The following is an 18,604-nucleotide window of genomic DNA, read 5'->3' as shown; positions in this document are numbered from 1 at the left end:
GTTGATCAGCAGCATTTCCCGCCATTCTTCCCGCCATAGCGCGCCTCCTGTCGATTCCGGAAAAAGGCGGTGCGGTCCATCGGCGCATGGCCGGGATGATGGTCGCGCATATGGCGCAGATAGGCGTCATAGTCCGGCTGGCCGACCATCAGATGCGCCATGCGCCGCAGCGTCTGGAGAAATTGGCTCATGGCGTCGGGACCAGCTGCGCCGGAATCTCGCGCGCGGTCGGCGCGGCGAAACCGCGGGCGGCAATGCACGTCCGGATGGTGAAGACCAGCAATGACAGGACGACAGCCAGGAAGATCGCCACCAGCCCGGCATCGACATAATCGTTGAACAGGATCTGGCGCATTTCCGCCATCGACTTGGCCGGCGCCAGCACCTCGCCCTTGTCCAGCGCTGCGCTATATTTGGCGGCATGGGCCAGGAAGCCGACCTTCGCATCGGTCGAAAACAGCTTCAGGAAGCCGGCCGACAATGTGCAGATCAACAGCCAGGCGGCCGGCACCATCGTTACCCAGGCGAAGCGGTCGCGCTTCATCCGGAACAGCACGGCCGTCCCCAGCATCAGCGCGATTGCCGCCAGCATCTGGTTGGAAATTCCGAACACCGGCCACAGCGTGTTCACCCCGCCCAGTGGATCGGTGACGCCCTGATAGAGAAAGAAGCCCCAGGCCGCGACGCACAGGCCCGTGGCGATGAAGCCGGGCAGCTGGCTCTTGCTGTCCTTGAAGCTCGGCGCCGCCAGCGCGATCAGATCCTGCAGCATGAAGCGGCCGGCGCGGGTGCCGGCATCGACCGCGGTCAGGATGAACAGCGCCTCGAACAATATGGCGAAATGATACCAGAAGGCCTTCATCGCCGGGCCGCCGAACACATGGCTGAAGATTTCCGCCATAGCCACGGCCAGGGTTGGTGCGCCGCCCGCGCGGCTGATGATCGTGTGCTCGCCGACATCCTTGGCCGTCTGGACGATCAGGTCCGGGCTGATCGGGAAACCCATGGCGGTGACGGCGGCGGACACGCTGGCGGGATCGGTGCCGATCATAGCGGCCGGGCTGTTCATCGTGAAATAGATGCCAGGGTCCAGGATCGACGCGCCGACCAGCGCCATGATCGCCACGAACGCCTCCATCAGCATCGCGCCATAGCCGATCAGCGGCGCGTCGCTTTCGGTCGCGATCAGCTTGGGCGTGGTTCCGCTGGCGATCAGCGCGTGGAAGCCGGACACCGCGCCACAGGCGATGGTGATGAACAGGAAGGGGAACAGGCCGCCCGACCAGACCGGCCCACCGCCAGCGGCGAACTGGGTGACGGCGTGCATCCTGAGCGGCGGCGCCATGATGACGATGCCGATCGCCAGCGCGGCTATCGCCCCGATCTTGAGGAAGGTCGACAGATAATCGCGCGGCGCCAGCAGCAGCCAGACCGGCAGCACCGACGCCACCGCGCCATAGCCGATCAATATCCAGCACAACTGCACGGGCGTGAAGGTGAAGATCGGCCCCCAGACCGGCGATTGCGCGATCGCCTGGCCATAGACGATCGCCGCGAGCAGGCCGATCAGCCCCAGGATCGACACCTCGCCGATCCGACCGGGCCGAATCCAGCGCGTATAGGCGCCCATCGCCATGGCCAGCGGCACGGTGGCGGCGACGGTGAACATGCCCCAGGGGCTTTCCGCCAGTGCCTTCACCACGATCAGCGCCAGCACGGCCAGGATGATCACCATGATCATGAAGGCGCCGAACAGCGCGATCGTGCCTGCCACCTGGCCCATTTCCATGCGGATGAGTTCGCCCAGTGACTTGCCGTCGCGGCGCATGGAGATGAACAGGACCATGAAGTCCTGCACCGCGCCGGCCAGCACGACGCCGGCAATGATCCACAGCGTGCCGGGCAGATAACCCATCTGTGCCGCCAGCACCGGCCCGACCAGCGGCCCGGCTCCGGCGATCGCCGCGAAATGATGGCCGAACAGCACGGTGCGGTCGGTCGCGACATAGTCGAGGCCATCGGCGCGGCGGATCGCCGGGGTTGGCCGGGCCGGATCGAGCCGCATCACCTCGCGCGCGATGAACAGCGCATAGTAACGATAGGCGACCAGGAAACAGCTGACCGCAGCGACCACGATCCACAGCGCATTGACCGTCTCGCCGCGCGAAATCGCGACGACCGCCAGCGACACCGCGCCCACCAGCGCAGTCAGGATCCATGGAATATGCCGGGTCATCGCTCTCTCAACGGTTCGGGATAGGGATTGGGCGCCACACTAGGCCGCTCCCCCCGAAAGACAACCGCCAGTCTGGGTTAGGCGCTTGTCGGGGTTAGGGGATTCGGGCGCGTTCGTTCGTCCATAGGGTGAACAGGGCAGGAGGCATCGCATGACCGACCGGGGCAAGGACGTTTCACGCAGGGGCTTGTTGCAGGCGGCGGCGGTCGTAGGGGCGGCGCTGCCGCTGGCGGCGCGTGCGGCATCATCGGGCAATGCGATGCGCGACCAGTTGCTGCTTGCGCCCGACATCCATTATTTCAACGCGGCCAATATCGGCCCGGCCTTCCGCAGCGCGATCGCCGCGCATGAGCGCGAGACGCAGGCGTTCCAGGCCAATCCCTCGCCCCAGTATCGCACCAGATATCCGGTTGCCGCCGACGCCCTGCGCGCGCGCCTGAGCAAGCGCATGAACGTCAGCGCGCAGGAAATCGCGCTGGTCCGCAACAGCAGCGAGGCGAACACGGTCGCCGTGCGCGGCGTGGCACTCAAGGCCGGGGACGAGGTGATCCTGACCGACCACAACCACCCCTCGACCCTGGAGACATGGAAGCTGCGCGCCGCGCGCGAGGGGCTGGTGCTCAAGATATTGCCAGTGCCGGTCTATGCGACCTCTGCCCAGACGGTGGTCGATCTGTTTGCCGCCGCGATTACGCCGCGCACCCGCGCCATCTTCCTGTCGCACATGTCTAATGTCACCGGCATGATCTTCCCGCTGGCGCAGATCGCGCAGCTGACTCGGCCCAAAGGCATCTGGCTGCATGGCGATGGTGCCCAGACCTTCGGCTGGCTGCGGCTCGATCTGCCGGCACTCGGCGTCGATTCCTATTCGGGCAGCACCCATAAATGGATGATGGGCCCGCTGGAGGGCGGCGTCCTCTATGTTCGGCGCGAAGGGCAGGCCCAGCTTCAGCCGATCATGCTGAGCCATGGCTATTGGCTGACCGACGAGAAGAATCTCGATACCGCGCAGAAATATGAGATTCTCGGCCAACGCGACGATCCCAAGCTGATCGCGATCGATGCGACGCTCGATGCGCTGGATGCGATCGGCGAGGCGGAGGTGGAGCGCCGCGCCTTCGCCATCGGCGACCAGATGCGCGACATGGTGCTGCGCCTGCCCGGCGCCAAGCTGGTCGGCACGACCACCAAAGGGCTGACCGGCCCGGTCATCACCCCGGCCTTTTCCGGCAAGGATGTGCTGGCGATCCGCGACCATCTGTGGACCCAGGGCAAGGTGGTGGTCGCGCCGTCCAAGGCCGACGGCAAGCCGACCATCCGCTTCTCGCCCCATATCTACAACAGCGCCGACGAGATCGCCCTGATCGCGGACCTGCTGGCGAAGGCCTGACCGCTATCGTCGGCGAAACGGCCAGTCGATTACCGCCCCGGCCCAGAGTGCCCACCAGATGATCACCGGCTGCAGCGCCAGCCGGGGGCCATGATACCACCAACTCAGATGCACCCCGCCCAACGCTATGTCGTGCAGGGCATGGTTGAAATTGGCCGGCCAGACACACAGGGCATAGAGGGCAAGGGCTATCGCGGCGGCGCGGCGCGTGGCCGGGATCATCAGCCCGGCGGCCCCGGCCAGTTCGGCGATGCCGGTCAGGGCGACGACGGTTTGCGGCTCTGGTACCCAGTGCGGCGTGATCGCCACGAAACCGGCCGGCCGTATCAGATGCGCGGCGCCCGCAACCGCATAGGCAAGCGCCAGGACGGCACGGGCGATGGCGCGGGCGGTAACGGCTACAGCTCCAGCTCGCCTTCATCCTCGCCGTCCCAATAATGGGCGCGTTCGGCATGAACCTTGATCATCACCAGGCCGGGCGTGTCCGCACCTTGCGCGAACCAGCGCTCCAGGTCCGGATTCCAATGCGCTTCAAAGGCGCTGCGATCGCGGATGAGGTCGGCGCGGCCCTCGACCGCGATGAACAGCGGGCGCTGCCCCAGCAGGCCCGACTTGCCGTGGAAGGACAGGCCGACGCGCGGATCGCGCTCGATATCCTTCACCATCAGCGTGTCTTCGGTCGTGAAATAATAGCTGTCGCCGCCATAGGCGACGTCCTGATTGTTGCTCATCGGCCGGGCGCCGATCTGGCCGTCCTCGGTATGGGTGGACAGCATCGCGAAATCGATCTGCTGCATCTTGTCTGCCAGGGTGGCGATGGTCTGCTGGGCCATGGTCGCTCTCCTCTTCTGCCCGGTTCAACGCTGACAGAGCGGATTCGGATGCGTCGGATTCGTCAGGATGAAGAAAAGAACATATAGTGAACATATTCCGATTCGGAGGATGTTCGCCATGCTTGCCCGCACGCCGTCGCTCTATCGCCTGATCGTGGCGCTAAAGCCGCCGACCCGCATCACGCGGCAGATCGACCATTTCGCCGAGACGCTGGCGCCCGATGCCCAGCGCATCCTGCCGGCGCACCAGCATATCACGCTGGGGATCACCGACGACTGGCCGGACTATCCCTATGCACTGGTGAAGGCGATGCACCGCAGCTTCACCGGCATCCTGGCTGATCCGTTCGATCTGTCGCTGGATCAGTTGAGCGAGGGCGGCCGGTCGGCCGCGCTGCGACCGGCGCATGCACTGCCGCCGCTCCGGGAATTGCAGCGCAAGGTGGCGTTGGCGATGAAGCGGGCAGGGGTGGGCGCGCGTCCGGGCTGGAGCTTCAACCCGCACCAGACGCTCTATTATCGCGACGGCGCACCGGCGACCCAGCGGATCAGCGGCTTTCACTGGCGGGTCGAGGATTTCGTGCTGCTATGCAGCCATGTCGGCCGCACCCATCATGAATTGCTGGGGCGATGGCCGTTGCGCGGCAGCGGCCAATATAGCCTGTTCTGATCGCGCTCAGCGCTTGCGCACGAACTCCGCGCGCAGCACCAGCCCCTTGATGCCGTCATAGCGGCAGTCGATTTCCTGCGCGTCGCCGGTCAGGCGGATCGACTTGATCAGCGTGCCGCGCTTCAGCGTCTGGCCGGCGCCCTTCACGACAAGATCCTTGATCAGCGTCACCTGGTCGCCATCGGCCAGCAGATTGCCGACCGAATCGCGCACTTCCACGGCATCGCCGGCATCGGCCCTGGCGGCGGCATCAGCCGCGCTGATCCATTCGCCGCTGGCTTCGTCATAGACATAGTCATCGTCGGCCATCGGCTTATCCCTGGCTTACGGATTCGAGCACGGCGGCGCGCAGTTCGGGAATGCCCATGCCCTTCTCGCTCGACGTGGCGATGATCTCGGGATGGGCGGCCGGGCGCTTGCGGATCGCATCGGCGGTGCGCTGCGTCACGGCGACCAGTTCGCTCGCCTTGATCTTGTCGCTCTTGGTCAGGACGATGCGATAGCTGACCGCCGCGCCGTCCAGCATGTCCAGCATGTCGGTGTCGACATCCTTGATGCCATGGCGGCTGTCGATCAGCACCAGCGCACGCTTGAGCGCCGCGCGTCCGCGCAGATAGTCGTTCACCAGGAACCGCCACTTCTTGACCAGATCCTTGGGCGCCTTGGCATAGCCATAGCCCGGCATGTCGACCAGGCGGAAGCGCAGCGGATCGCCGACGTCGAAGAAGTTGAGTTCCTGCGTCCGGCCCGGCGTGTTCGACGTGCGAGCGAGGCCATTGCGGTTGGTCAGCGCGTTCAGCAGCGACGATTTTCCGACGTTGGATCGGCCGGCAAAGGCGACCTCGTTCACTGCCATGTCGGGCAGATAGTCGAGCGTCGGCGCGGATTTGAGGAAGCTGATCGGCCCGGAAAACAGCTTGCGGGCTTCCTCGATCAGGGCGGTGTTGTCGTCTTCTGTCATATCGAAAAAATCCCCCCCTTTCGGGGAGGATTTCCTTGTCCTTACTTGGTGGCCGTCGCGGTGTTCAGCACGGGGTGGCGCTTGTACAGCCACCATTGCTGCGCCATCGACAGGCAGTTGTTGGTGATCCAGTAGACCAGCAGGCCGGCGGCGAACGGCGCCATGATGAACATCATCATCCACGGCATGATCGCGAACACCTGCTGCTGCATCGGGTCCATCTGGGCCGGGTTCAGCTTGAACTGCAGCCACATCGAAATGCCCAGCAGCAGCGCCAGCACACCGATCGCCAGGAAGGAGGGCGGGGTGAAGGGCAGCAGGCCGAACAGGTTCAATATGTGCAGCGGATCGGGCGCGGACAGATCCTTGATCCACAGCACGAAGGGCTGGTGACGCATTTCGATCGTCAGCTGCAACACCTTGTAGAGTGCGAAGAAGATCGGGATCTGGATGAAGATGGGCAGGCAGCCGGCCAGCGGATTGACCTTCTCCTGCTTGTACAGCTCCATCATCTTCTGCTGCAGCTGCTGCTTGTCGTCCTTATATTTCTCCTGCAGCGCCTTCATCTTGGGCTGCACCGCGCGCATCGCCGCCATGCTGGCGAACTGGCGCTGGGCGACGGGGAACATCAGGGCGCGGACGCAGAAGGTCAGGCAGATGATGGCGACGCCGAAATTGCCGAGCGTCTCGAACAGCCAGTGCAGCAGCGCGAAGATCGGCTGCTCGAACCAGTAGAACCAGCCCCAGTCGATCGCGCGGTCGAACAGCGGCACGCCGGCACGCTCATAGGCCTGCAGCGTCTTCACTTCCTTCGCGCCGACAAACAGCCGGTTGGTCTGGGTCATCGCCTTGCCAGGGGCCAGCATGACCGGCGCCAGCGCGATATCGGTCTGGAACTGGGTGCCAGCGCCTTTACGCATCTGACCGGTAAAGGCGTCCTTCTGGTCGGGGATCAGCGCCGACAGCCAATATTTGTCGGTGAAGCCGATCCAGCCGCCGGTCGACTGGAAGCTCTGGCTGGCCGGACCCTTTTCCAGATCCTTGTAGTTCACGTCATAATTGGCCGCGCCGTTAAACACGCCCATCGGGCCGACATGGATGGTCCAGGTGTCGGGATCGGCCGAGGGGGCGGCACGGCTGACATAGCCATAGGATTTGACCGCGATCGCGCCGGTGCCGCTGTTCGACACCTTCTGCGCGGCGGAGATCATGTAATTTTCGTCGATCGAATAGCGGATCTCGAAATTCTGGCCCGCGCCATTATTCCAGCTCAGCGTGACCGGGCTGGTGGGGGTCAGTTCGGTGCCGCTGGCGGTCCAGACGGTGTTGGCGTCGGGGGTCTTGATGCCCTCGCCCTGCCAGCCGAAGCCGGCGAAATAGGCGTCCTTGGTGCCGCTAGGGCTATAGAGGCGGATCGCCGGCGAATCCTTGGCGATCGTTTCCTTGTAGGTCGGCAGCACGATATCATCGATGCGCGCACCCTTCAGGTTGATCGAACCGGTGATCTTGGGCGTGCGGATGGCGACGCGCGGCGTTTCCTTCAGCACCAGCGCGCGATCGCGGATCGCGGTCGACGCATCCTGCGCCGGGGCCTCGCCCGCTGGCGTCAGCGGCGTGGTCTTGCCGCCCTCGATCTTCGTCGCGGGCGGATTGGCCGCCGGGAAGAAATGTTCGGAGATATAGGGCCAGCCGAACAGGATCGCGGCGGTCAGCAGTACCGCCAGAATGATATTCTTCTTGTCGTCCACGCTATTCGGCTCCGCCGTCTATACTCGTCAATGTCTCAGGGGACCGGGTCATAGCCCGAACCACCCCATGGGTGGCAACGCATTAGCCGCTTGAACCCCAGCCAGCTACCCTTGATCGCACCATATTTGCCGACCGCCTGGATCGCATATTCCGAACAGGAGGGGGCATAGCGACAAGTGGGGGGGAGGATGCGGGAAGGGCCGAGCTGCCAGGCGCGCGCGATCAGGATCAGCAGCCGGGCAATCATGCCGGCTGGCCGGTCTTCGCGGCTTTGGGCGCGGGACGGGAATCACCCTTGCGGCGGGGCGGGCGGCCCTGGCCTTCGGGCCGGGTCAATATCTTGCCCAGCGCCTTTTCCAGTTCGCCGCGCAGCAGCGCGAAGTCGCGCTCCACGCCTTCGGCACGGCCGATCAGCACATGGTCGGCACCAGCCACACCATGCACAGGCAGCAATTCGCGTGCCAGGACGCGAAAACGGCGCTTCATCCGATTGCGGATGACAGCGCCGCCTATCTTTTTGGTCACCGTGATGCCGATACGCATCGCCGGATCGCCATCGCCGCGCTCACGCACCAGCAGGACGAATCCCGGCATGGGCGCGCGTCGGCCCCGATTCGCCGCCAGGAAATCCGCGCGCTTGCCCATGATGGCAGGCGCGGCCGGCGGCGTCAGGTCGCTCAGGCGCTCAGGCTCTTGCGGCCGCGGGCACGACGGGCGCGCATGATGTTGCGGCCACCGGGGGTCGCCATGCGAGCGCGAAAACCGTGACGGCGCTTCCGAACCAGATTGCTCGGCTGAAAAGTGCGCTTCATCGTTCATTCCTCAAACAAACTAGAGAATCAGGTATGACAAAAAAGGGCCGCCACACGGGGCGACCGCAAGTCAGGGGCCGTCCGATAGGGAAATGGGGCGGGGAAGTCAATGGCGCTGCGCCGCGCTTCCCCGCAAACTCCTGCTTGTCCCGCCCGAACCGTCGTCAGGCTTATTTCCCGCGGGCGCTCGTCACCGCGTCCTTGAGCGAATCATAGCCGACCGCGCCGTTCAGCACCTGGTTGCCGATGACGAAGGTCGGGGTGCCGCTTGCCTGGAGCTTCTGGGCGAGGGCGATGTTCGATTGCAGCTCGGCATCATATTTGCTCGACGCCATCGCCGCTTCGGCATCGGCCTTGGTGATTCCGGCCTGGGTGGCGGCGCCGATGATCGATTCGCGGGTAACCTTGCCGGCGCCATAAAGTGCCTTGTGATAGACCATGTAGCGATTGCGTTCGGCCGCCAGCAGCGACACCTTGGCCGCGTCGGAGCTTTCCTCCGACAGGATCGGCAGTTCGCGATAGACGATCTTCACCTTGGCATCAGCGCCAACCAGCTTGGCAAGGTCGGGCAGCGAGGCGCGGCAATAGCCGCAGGCATAGTCGAAAAATTCGACCACGGTGACATCGGCATTGGCCGCGCCTTCCCATGCACCGGCATAGGGCGTCTCGATCGTCTGGCGATTCGCGTCGATCGTGCCTTCCATCCGCTTGGCCTGCAGCTTCTCGATCGCCTGCGGGATGATCTCGGGATGCTCCAGGATATAATCGTGGACGATCTTTTCGATCGCGGCCTTGTCGCCGGTGGAGACGCTGCCGGGCGCCTGCACGGCAAGGGCGGTGCCGGCGGCGCCAGCGATCAAGGCGAGGGCGCCCAGGGTCATCTGCATTTTCCTGTTGGATAGGGCCGCACGAAAGCTGGGCCGGGTCTGATCTGTCATCTTCTCTTCCGCTTCTGCTCGACGGCAGCCCGCGAGACCATCGCGATATCCTGCGCCCGCAGATAGTCAACCGTTCCGGGCTTCAAACCCTGCATCGCCGCGTCCGCGCTGCGCAGTGCCATACTGTCCTGTCCGATCATCGAAAAGCGCTCGGCACTGGCCAGCGCCGCGCGCGGCGTGTCGCCGCGATGCTCATAGACGACGCCCAGTTGATACCAGGCGAAGGGATTTTCGCGGTCCCGCGCGATCGCATTGCGCAGCACGGTTTCGGCCTCGGCGTAATTTTTCTCATCCTCGGTCGCGATCAGCGCATGGCCCAGCAACACCGCGATCAGCGGCTGCTGCGTCGTGGCGACGGCCTCGCGCAGCGGCAGGATCGCCTCGCCCGGTCGTCCGCTCTCCAGCAGGATCTGGCCCTTGAGCTCCAGGAAATAGGGATCATGCGGCGCCGCCGTCAGCAGCGCGTCCGCCTCGCTCAGCGCCTTCTCGGGATAGGCGCTCTTATGCCAGGCATAGGCGCGCGCATAATGGGCCGGGATCGACCGGTCGCTCTCGGGATATTTGAGCAGCGTCTGCTGCGGCTCCGACACGAAGCCGATCAGCTTCGCCTTGATCCGCTCGAACCGCGCTTCCAGTTGCGGATTGGGGGGCGTGTCCCAGGCCGGATCGACCGTATAGACCTCGCGCAGCACATTGATGCGCTCGCCCGACAGCGGGTGGGTGCGGCCATAGCTATTGTCCTGCGGGATCGCGAGGCGATATTCCTGATTCTGCAGCTTCTTGAAGAATTCCAGGCTGCCCTTGCCGCTCAGATGCGCGGCGCTCAGATAGCGCGCGCCGGCAAGGTCGGCGGAGCTTTCCTGCGCGCGGGAGAAGGCGAGATATTTGGACATGCCGACCTGCTGGCCCAGGCCCATCAGGCCCATGCCCGCTTCCGCGCCGCCCGCCGCGATCGCCGCCGCACCCAGCACCAGGCTCAGCAATGTGATGCTGGTCGCCTCCTTGATGCCGTCGGTGCGGATGACATGGCCGCCCTCGATATGGCCCAGTTCATGCGCGACCACGCCCTGCAACTGGTTCACATTGTCGGCCTGCGCGATCAACCCGCTATGCACCCAGACATATTGGCCGCCCGCGACGAAGGCGTTGATCTCCGGATCGTTGATCACCATCACCTGGACATTGCGCGGCTGCATGCCCGCCGCCTGGACCAGATCGCCCGACATGTCCGCCATGAACGCTTCGGTCTCGGCATCGCGCAGGATGCTCTGGGCCAGTGCCGGCCGCGCCATCAGCATCAGCGAGCCCAGCAGGAGCGCGACAAGGCGCAGCCACCGCGTCATCATGCAAAGCCTTGATGGGGAAGGGGAACAGGCATTGGCCCGATTTATGCCCTTCTCGCCCTGAACATCAAGTGAAGCCACGAAAAACGCCGCCATCCGACCCCTGGGGCTGGATGGCGGCGTGTTTCATTCAGGTCTGAGCTTCTGCCTTATTGGCCGAAGGTGCGCTGCCACCAGCCACGGCGCGGTTCGCCATTCTCGTCGCTCTCCGCCTCGGCGGCGGGGTCGGCCGTGACGGCTTCGCTGGCCGGTGCAGCCGCAGCCGGTGCCTCGGCGGGTGCGGCTGCGACCTCGGTCACGGCCGGCGCGGCCTCGACAGCGGCTTCCTCGGCGACCGGTTCGACCTTCTTCTTGCGGGTGCGCTTGGGCTTGGGCTTTTCGGCCGCTTCCTCGGCAACCGCTTCGACGGCGGGCGCTTCGGCAGCGGCTTCGGCCTCGACATCCGCCTTCTTCTTGCGGGTGCGCTTGGGCTTGGGCTTTTCGGCCGCTTCCTCGGCAACCGGCTCGGCGGCGGGCGCTTCGGCAACGACTTCGGCCGGGGCCTCGGTCGCTTCGGCAGCAGTCGGCTCGGCCGCCGCGTCCTTCGCCTTGCGGGCACGGGGGCGACGGCGCGTCTTGGGCGCTTCCTCGGCCGGGGCGTCTTCCGGCGCCGCTTCGGCAACCGGAGCTTCCTCGGCAGGTGCAGCCGCTTCGGCTTCGATCACCGTCTCGACGCCGTCCTCGCCAGCGGTCTCACCGGCTTCGGCACCCGCTTCGCCACCTTCGCGACGGCGGCGACCGCCACGGCGACCGCGGCGACCACGACGACGGCTGCCACCTTCATCCTCGCCTTCGGCGGCCGGCTCGGCGGCAACAGCTTCGGCATCGGTCTCGATTTCGGCCGATTCCTCGCCTTCTTCACCGTCTTCGGCGCCATTGTCTTCGCCGGTTTCGCCCGGCGCATCATCGCGCTGGCCACCGCGACGACGGCGACGGCGGCGACGGCGGCGACCGCCTTCGCGTTCCTCGCCCCGGTCACCGCGCTCGCCACGCTCCTGGCGTTCGGGGGCGGCTTCTTCCTCGATCTCTTCCTCTTCTTCCTCGTCCTCGATCACGTCGAGGTCATCCTCTTCCTCCGCGAGCGGGGCATAGGTGACGACGCGTTCGGGGCGCGGACCGCTGGGTTCGACCGACATGCGGGCGCCCTCGATCTCGCCATCGGGCAGGACGACGATACGCACGCCATAGCGCTGTTCGATTTCGTCCAGTTCGCGACGCTTGTTGTTGAGGACGTAGAAGGCGGCTTCCTGGCTGGCGCGCAGCGTGATGACGCTGCCACGGCCACGGGCGGCCTCTTCCTCCAGCATGCGCAGCGCGCCCAGGCCCGCCGACGATGCGGTGCGGACCAGGCCGGTGCCTTCGCAATGCGGGCACTGGCGGGTCGATGCTTCCAGCACGCCGGTGCGCAGGCGCTGGCGGCTCATTTCCATGAGACCGAAGCCCGAAATGCGGCCGACCTGGATGCGGGCGCGATCGTCCTTCAGCGCCTCCTTCATCGCCTTCTCGACCTTGCGGATGTTGGAGTTCATCTCCATGTCGATGAAGTCGATGACGACCAGGCCTGCCATGTCGCGCAGGCGCAGCTGGCGGGCGATTTCACGGGCGGCTTCCAGATTGGTGGCGACGGCGGTCTGCTCGATGCCATGCTCGCGCGTCGACCGGCCCGAGTTGATGTCGATCGACACCAGCGCCTCGGTCGGGTTGATCACCAGATAGCCGCCGGACTTGAGCTGCACGACGGGATTGTACATCGCCGCCAGCTGGTCCTCGACGCTGGCGCGCTGAAACAGCGAAACCGCATCGGCATATTGCTTCACGCGCCGGGCATGGCTCGGCATCAGCAGCTTCATGAAGTCCTTGGCGGCCTTGTAGCCATGCTCGCCCTCGACGATCACTTCCTCGATATCCTTGTTGTAGATATCGCGGATCGCCCGCTTGATGAGGTCGCTGTCGTTATGGATCAGCTCGGGCGCGGCGGCGCGCAGCGTCTTCTCGCGAATCTCGTCCCACAGCCGGGCGAGATAGTCGAAGTCGCGCTTGATCTCGGGCTTGGTGCGCTGCAGGCCGGCGGTGCGCACGATGCAGCCCATCGACGAAGGCAGCGCCATTTCGGCGATGATCGACTTCAGTCGCTTGCGATCGGCTGCATTGCTGATCTTGCGCGAAATGCCGCCACCATGGCTGGTATTGGGCATCAGCACGCAATAGCGGCCCGCCAGCGACAAATAGGTGGTCAGCGCCGCGCCCTTGTTGCCGCGCTCTTCCTTGACGACCTGCACCAGCAGCACCTGGCGGCGCTTGATGACGTCCTGGATCTTGTAGCGGCGGCGCAGCGCCATGCGCTTGCGGCGCAGCTCGTCGGCCGCGTCGTCGCCCTTTTCGCGCTTGCGCCGGTTCGGGCGGCCGCCTTCGTTGCTTTCGCCTTCGCTGGCTTCGGCTTCGTGGGCGCCTTCCTCATCGTCATGATGGGTCGCTTCCACGACCTCGACGCCATCGTCGCCGGCGGCGTCCTCGTCCTCGTCATAATCGGCGCGCAGGGCGGCCTCTTCCTCGGCATGCGCGCGTTCCTCGCGCAGCAACGCCTCGCGGTCTTCGCGCGGGATCTGGTAATAGTCGGGATGGATTTCGCTGAAAGCGAGGAAGCCGTGGCGATTGCCACCATAATCGACGAAGGCCGCCTGGAGCGAAGGCTCTACGCGGGTGACCTTGGCGAGATAGATATTGCCCTTGAGCTGCTTGTGCTCAGCGGATTCGAAGTCAAATTCCTCGATCCGGTTTCCCTTGACGACCGCGACCCGGGTTTCTTCCCGGTGGCGCGCATCGATCAGCATACGCATTGTCATTTATGTGTCTCCGGCGATGGCGGCCGCAGGCACTGGGCCGGGCCGCCACGCGATAGTGAAGGGACGGCCGTGCGCGCGCCGGGTTCGGCGCGCGAGGCGGCATCGTCCAGGTTTGAAGGAAGAATTGCGTGTCTGCTGCGTCGGCAGGGCCGGACAGTGCGCCGGGCCGGACCATCCACGCCACAGCACCCGGTATCGGGGCCAGCGTGGAAGGAAAGTCATGCCTCATGCAGCGTCAACCTGTTGCGCATCGGCTCGAGCGACAGGCGCGCGCCGATGCAAATAATCAAGATCCGCAAAGGACCTTATTGATATGGTCGGTCCTCCCGGAATGTGAAGGGGTAGCAGTCATGGGCGCGGGGGGCAACGGTCCCTGAAAAGATTATGTCTTTATGATGACCTTGATCGGTCGGTCGGCGATTCATGCTGAAACCGATATTAACCGTTTCATTTTACCCCGTCACAACAGGCGATGCTTAATCCGAAATTCAGCGTGGGGACGCTGGACGGATAGACGTCATGAAAATTGGCTGGACGGCCGATGGGCGCGCGTTGCACAAGCGGCGCATGCTCAACATAATTGCGCTGGCAACGACGATGCTGGCAGCGACCCCCGGTGATGCCGGCGGCATCGCGGCCGTGGATGTGCAGGGCGACCGCGTCACCGTTCGGTTCGACGATCGGGTGGAGGGTGCGTCCGCCTTCCTGCTCGACGGACCGCGCCGCATCGCGCTTGATGTTGCCGGCGCGCAGGCCGGTGCCAGCCGCTATGCCGGTTCCAATGCAGCGGTCAGTGGCATTCGCCAGGGCCAGCTCAGCGACACCATGGCGCGCATCGTGCTCGACCTGACGACGCCGGCAACGCTTGGCGATCCGCAGATCGCAGCCGACGGCAAGTCGCTCAGCTTCTCGCTCCAGAATGTGACCGATGGCCGGTTCCGCACGGCCGTGGGGCAGGGGCGGCTGCGCTTCGATGCGCCCGCCAATATGAGTGCCCGGCCGCAAAAGCGCATTCATTCGATCACCGTGCCGATTCCGCCGGTCGCGCGCGGCGTCGATCTGCCCGCGATCGAGGGCGTGCGCGACGGATCGCGCCCGCTGGTAGTGATCGATGCGGGTCATGGCGGTCATGATCCGGGCGCCATCAACAAGGATAATGGCAAGCGCGAAAAGGATGTGACGCTGGCGATCGCGCAGGCGATCCGGGACCAGCTGGTCAAGTCCGGCCGGGTGCGCGTGGCGCTGACCCGCGACGATGACCGCTTCCTCGTGCTGCAGGAACGCTATGGCATCGCCCGCAAGCTGGGTGCCGATCTCTTCATCTCGGTCCATGCCGATTCGGCGGACAATGCCGATGCCCATGGCGCCACCGTCTACACCCTCTCCGAAACCGCGTCGGACCGGGAGGCGGCCCGGCTCGCCGCGCGCGAGAACAAGGCCGATGTGCTGAACGGCGTCAATCTCGGCAATCAGTCGGGCGACGTCTCCTCGATCCTCATCGATCTGACGCAACGGGAATCGATGAACATTTCGGCCAATTTCGCGCGGCTGCTGCAGCGCGAGGCGGCGCCCTATGTGCCGTTCCGCAGCGCCTATCATCGCTTCGCCTCGCTGATGGTGCTGAAGGCCCCTGACACGCCCTCGGTCCTGTTCGAGACCGGCTATATCAGCAATGCGGATGATGCCGTTTTCCTCTCCTCGCATGAGGGGCAGCAGGCGATCGCGCGCGGCGTCGCCCGCGCCATCGACGTCCATTTCGCGCGCAAGCTCGCCATGGGCAGCGGCCGGTCGGGCGGCTGACGCGCCTATCCGCGCATCGGTGCTGGTATTGAAGGACTTTTGACCTTAGAGCCTCTTCCACCATGGAAGAGGCCCGTTCCAATCCGCCCGCATCGTCCTTCGCCTATCGCCTGCGCCGTGGCGCCGGGGGCATTGCCGACCGGTTGAAGCCCTTGTGGCAGCGCCGCCTGTTCCGCTGGGCCGCGATCCTGCTGGGCGGCTTCCTGCTCGCCATCTTCCTGTTCTGGCTGATCTTCGCGCGCGGCCTGCCCGACGCGACCTCGCTGCTCGAATATGAGCCGCCGCTGCCGACCATGGTGCGCGACATCAATGGCCAGCCGGTTCACAGCTATGCGCGCGAACGCCGCGTCCAGCTGCAATATAGCGATTATCCCCAACTGCTGATCCACGCCTATCTGTCGGCGGAGGACAAGACCTTCTTCGAGCATCATGGCGTCGACATTCCCGGTTTCGCCGGCGCGGTGTTCGACTATGCCAGCAAGCTCGGCTCGGGCCAGCGCGCGCGTGGCGGCTCCACCATCACCCAGCAGGTGGCGAAGAATCTGCTGATCGGCGACGAATATTCGCCCACGCGCAAGGTGAAGGAGATGATCCTCGCCTGGCGCATGGAAAATGTTCTCACCAAGCAGCAGATCCTCGAACTCTATCTCAATCAGATCTTCCTCGGCCGGAACGCCTATGGCGTGCAGGCGGCGGCGCGGGCCTATTTCGACAAGGACGTCGCCGATCTCCAGCTGCATGAAATGGCCTATCTGGCGATCCTGCCCAAGGGGCCGGCCAATTATCGCCCGGAAAGCACTACCGGCCATGCCCGCGCGATCGACCGTCGTAACTGGGCGCTGGGCGAGATGGAGAAGAATGGCTGGATCAGCGCGGCCCAGCGCGATGCCGCTATCGCCCTGCCGCTTGGCACCGTTGCCGCGCATGGCTCCAGTTTCGACGCCAATGCCGGCGGCTATTATATGGAGGAGGTGCGCCGTCGCCTGATCCAGCAGTTCGGCGAAAAGGCGGAGGATGGCCCCAATAGCGTCTATGCCGGCGGCCTGTGGGTGCGCAGCCCCTATGATCCGGTCGCGCAGGACCATACCCAGACCGCGCTGCGCAACGGCCTGTTGCGCTTTGGCGCCGGCCGCGGCTGGTCCGGCCCGGTCGGTCATATCGACCCCGAAAAGGGCTGGGAACGCGAACTTGCCGCCAGCTTCATCAGCGTCGATTATGCCGGCTGGCGCGTCGCCGCCGTCATCAGCCGCGACCGCAGTGGCGCGCAGATCGGCTTTGCCGATGGCACCACCGGCACGTTGCCCGCCAGCCTGGCGCAACTGCCCTATCGCCGCACCGGCGGCCCGGCCATCTCGGCGATGAAGCCGGGCGACCTGATCATCGTCGCCCGCGACGGTGCCAACTGGGCGCTGCGCAATATTCCCGAAGTGTCGGGTGGCATGGTGGTGGAGGAAGTGCATTCGGGCCGCATCCGCGCGATGCAGGGCGGCTTCGACTATCGCCTTTCCTCCTACAACCGTGCGACCCAGGCCCAGCGTCAGCCGGGCTCGACGATCAAGCCCTTCGTCTATGCCGCCGCGCTCGACAATGGCATGACCCCGGCCTCGATCATCGTTGATGGCCCCTTGTGCGTCTATCAGGGCGCCGGCCTTGGCCAGAAATGCTTCCGCAACTTCTCGGGGGGCAGTGCCGGGCCGCAGACGATGCGCTGGGGCGTCGAACAATCGCGCAACCTGATGACCGTGCGCGCCGCCAGCCAGACCGGCATGGACCGGGTCGTGCGCACCATCAAGAATATGGGCATCGGCGACTATCAGCCCTATCTCTCCTTCGCGCTGGGCGCGGGCGAGACGACGGTGGAGCGCATGGTCAACGCCTATGCCACGCTCGCCAATCAGGGGCGGCAATTCGCGCCCAAGCTGATGGACTATGTCCAGGATCGGCGCGGCAAGGTGATCTGGCCGGAACGCTGGCATCCCTGCGACAATTGCAACATGGCCAATTGGGACGGCAAGCCGATGCCGCGCTTCGGTTTCGAGGGGCGTCAGGTGATGAACCCGATGACCGCCTATCAGGTCGTCCACATCACCGAAGGCGTGATCCAGCGTGGCACCGCGACCGTGCTCGCCGACCTCAAGCGCCCGCTGTTCGGCAAGACCGGCACCACCAACGGTCCGACCAATGTCTGGTTCGTCGGCGGCTCGCCCGACCTCGTCGCCGGCGTCTATATCGGCTATGACCAGCCGCGCAGCCTGGGCGGCTGGGCACAGGGCGGCCGCATCGCCGCGCCGATCTGGAAGGAGGCGATGGCGCCGATCCTGGAGACCATGCCCAAGACGCCGTTCATCGCCCCGGCCGGTATCCGCATGGTCGCGATCGACCGCCGCTCGGGCAAGCGCGTCTATGGCGCCTGGCCGACCGATGAGCCCAAGCCCGCGGTCATCTGGGAAGCGTTCAAGCCCGAATCCGAACCGCGCCGCACCATCCGCAAGGAAGAGGCGGAGGCCCAGGCCAAGGTCGCGGCCAAGGCGGATGCCGTCCGCACCCGTCAGCGCAACGATGCCGACTTCCTGCAGGACCAGGGCGGCATCTATTGAGGGACGGGCGCGTCGGCGCCCGCCCTCTTATTCTCAGCAGTGGCGCGGATTGGCGTCGCGGATCGACAGGCTGGCGGCGCCGCGCCGGCCTTCCAGCGCCTGCGCCAGCAATATCTGGGTAGATCGCACCGCATAGCAGAAGGCGCAGGCGATCGCGTCGCTGCAGGCATAGGGAACGGGGCCGGTCCAGCGCGCCTGCAACAGGTCGATCAGCAGATTCTCGTCTTCGCTCAGTCGCGCTCCCCGGCCGGTGCGCAGCCCATGGCCGGTCACCTGCTCGCCCAGCCGCAACAGGCTGTCGAGCGCGGGGGAAAGCTGGACGCCTCGAAAAACGCTGGCCTTTGGGGGGTAGATTTGATTCACTTCGCCGACGCTGTGGCGGAGGCAGAAATG

General features: G+C 65.2%; 18 protein-coding genes. 4 read left to right on the top strand and 14 right to left on the bottom strand.

Annotated elements, in window-relative coordinates; all coding sequences use genetic code 11:
- Positions 1-5: 5 nt before the first annotated feature.
- Positions 6-191: a YbdD/YjiX family protein gene (locus tag AC0KVN_RS15925; RefSeq protein ID WP_010336890.1), complete on the bottom strand. Its 186-nt coding sequence runs from the start codon at positions 189-191 to the stop codon at positions 6-8.
- Positions 188-2,236, bottom strand: coding sequence for a carbon starvation CstA family protein (locus AC0KVN_RS15920; protein WP_435567258.1), 2,049 nt, complete (start codon positions 2,234-2,236; stop codon positions 188-190). Before AC0KVN_RS15920 ends, AC0KVN_RS15925 begins: the two co-directional genes overlap by 4 nt.
- Before the next feature lie 151 nt (positions 2,237-2,387).
- Here AC0KVN_RS15920 and AC0KVN_RS15915 point away from each other — a divergent pair, with 151 nt between their 5' ends.
- Complete coding sequence (locus tag AC0KVN_RS15915; RefSeq protein WP_435567257.1) at positions 2,388-3,626, top strand: aminotransferase class V-fold PLP-dependent enzyme; 1,239 nt, start codon at positions 2,388-2,390, stop codon at positions 3,624-3,626.
- Between the two features lie 3 nt (positions 3,627-3,629).
- Here the strand turns inward: AC0KVN_RS15915 and AC0KVN_RS15910 are convergent, their stop codons facing one another.
- Together AC0KVN_RS15910 and AC0KVN_RS15905 are read right to left on the bottom strand one after the other, a co-directional pair.
- Positions 3,630-4,007 (bottom strand): DoxX family protein, encoded by a 378-nt coding sequence (locus AC0KVN_RS15910; RefSeq protein WP_435567319.1) that lies wholly within the window; start codon positions 4,005-4,007, stop codon positions 3,630-3,632.
- 17 nt (positions 4,008-4,024) lie between these two features.
- Entirely contained in the window at positions 4,025-4,459 is a 435-nt protein-coding gene (locus AC0KVN_RS15905; protein WP_333702740.1) for a pyridoxamine 5'-phosphate oxidase family protein, read from the bottom strand.
- 118 nt (positions 4,460-4,577) lie between these two features.
- Between AC0KVN_RS15905 and AC0KVN_RS15900 the strand changes: the two genes are divergently transcribed.
- On the top strand, positions 4,578-5,129 hold the full coding sequence (locus AC0KVN_RS15900; RefSeq protein WP_099234521.1) for a 2'-5' RNA ligase family protein: 552 nt from the start codon (positions 4,578-4,580) through the stop codon (positions 5,127-5,129).
- Positions 5,130-5,135: 6 nt separating this feature from the next.
- On the opposite strand, the gene AC0KVN_RS15895 is transcribed toward AC0KVN_RS15900, so the two are convergent.
- The 9 genes from AC0KVN_RS15895 to AC0KVN_RS15855 all read right to left on the bottom strand — a co-directional run bounded on the left by AC0KVN_RS15895 (position 5,136) and on the right by AC0KVN_RS15855 (position 13,814).
- Positions 5,136-5,438, bottom strand: a complete 303-nt coding sequence (locus AC0KVN_RS15895; RefSeq protein ID WP_037507361.1) for an alkylphosphonate utilization protein — start codon at positions 5,436-5,438, stop codon at positions 5,136-5,138.
- 4 nt (positions 5,439-5,442) lie between these two features.
- A complete protein-coding gene (yihA, locus tag AC0KVN_RS15890) occupies positions 5,443-6,090 on the bottom strand; it encodes a ribosome biogenesis GTP-binding protein YihA/YsxC (protein WP_010336896.1) in 648 nt (215 codons plus the stop codon).
- 41 nt (positions 6,091-6,131) lie between these two features.
- Positions 6,132-7,838 (bottom strand): membrane protein insertase YidC, encoded by a 1,707-nt coding sequence (gene yidC, locus AC0KVN_RS15885; RefSeq protein ID WP_278985494.1) that lies wholly within the window; start codon positions 7,836-7,838, stop codon positions 6,132-6,134.
- A gap of 35 nt (positions 7,839-7,873) precedes the next feature.
- Positions 7,874-8,086 carry a membrane protein insertion efficiency factor YidD gene (yidD, locus tag AC0KVN_RS15880; protein ID WP_004210035.1) on the bottom strand — a complete coding sequence of 71 codons (213 nt, stop codon included), beginning with the start codon at positions 8,084-8,086 and terminating at the stop codon, positions 7,874-7,876.
- Positions 8,083-8,484 (bottom strand): ribonuclease P protein component, encoded by a 402-nt coding sequence (rnpA, locus tag AC0KVN_RS15875; RefSeq protein WP_010336898.1) that lies wholly within the window; start codon positions 8,482-8,484, stop codon positions 8,083-8,085. The genes yidD and rnpA overlap by 4 nt, the downstream gene beginning before the upstream one ends.
- Before the next feature lie 32 nt (positions 8,485-8,516).
- A complete protein-coding gene (gene rpmH / locus AC0KVN_RS15870; protein ID WP_004210039.1) occupies positions 8,517-8,651 on the bottom strand; it encodes a 50S ribosomal protein L34 in 135 nt (44 codons plus the stop codon).
- A 170-nt stretch (positions 8,652-8,821) separates the two neighbouring features.
- Positions 8,822-9,589: a DsbA family protein gene (locus AC0KVN_RS15865; RefSeq protein WP_169862883.1), complete on the bottom strand. Its 768-nt coding sequence runs from the start codon at positions 9,587-9,589 to the stop codon at positions 8,822-8,824.
- The gene (locus AC0KVN_RS15860; RefSeq protein ID WP_435567318.1) at positions 9,586-10,932 is read right to left on the bottom strand and encodes a M48 family metalloprotease; all 1,347 of its coding nucleotides are present in this window, start codon (positions 10,930-10,932) and stop codon (positions 9,586-9,588) included. Before AC0KVN_RS15860 ends, AC0KVN_RS15865 begins: the two co-directional genes overlap by 4 nt.
- 149 nt (positions 10,933-11,081) lie before the next feature.
- A complete protein-coding gene (locus AC0KVN_RS15855; protein ID WP_435567255.1) occupies positions 11,082-13,814 on the bottom strand; it encodes an Rne/Rng family ribonuclease in 2,733 nt (910 codons plus the stop codon).
- Positions 13,815-14,333: 519 nt separating this feature from the next.
- Between AC0KVN_RS15855 and AC0KVN_RS15850 the strand changes: the two genes are divergently transcribed.
- Together AC0KVN_RS15850 and AC0KVN_RS15845 are read left to right on the top strand one after the other, a co-directional pair.
- Positions 14,334-15,614 (top strand): N-acetylmuramoyl-L-alanine amidase, encoded by a 1,281-nt coding sequence (locus AC0KVN_RS15850; protein ID WP_435567254.1) that lies wholly within the window; start codon positions 14,334-14,336, stop codon positions 15,612-15,614.
- A gap of 62 nt (positions 15,615-15,676) precedes the next feature.
- Positions 15,677-18,211 (top strand): penicillin-binding protein 1A, encoded by a 2,535-nt coding sequence (locus AC0KVN_RS15845; RefSeq protein ID WP_435567253.1) that lies wholly within the window; start codon positions 15,677-15,679, stop codon positions 18,209-18,211.
- 33 nt (positions 18,212-18,244) lie between these two features.
- Here the strand turns inward: AC0KVN_RS15845 and AC0KVN_RS15840 are convergent.
- Positions 18,245-18,604: hypothetical protein (locus AC0KVN_RS15840; protein WP_483656207.1), on the bottom strand; the 360-nt coding region annotated here is incomplete at its 5' end.

This window comes from Sphingobium sp. SG1 (genome assembly GCF_057063145.1).
The sequence above is the reverse complement of the archived record's forward strand: the minus strand, read 5'-3'. Positions and strand labels throughout refer to the sequence as shown.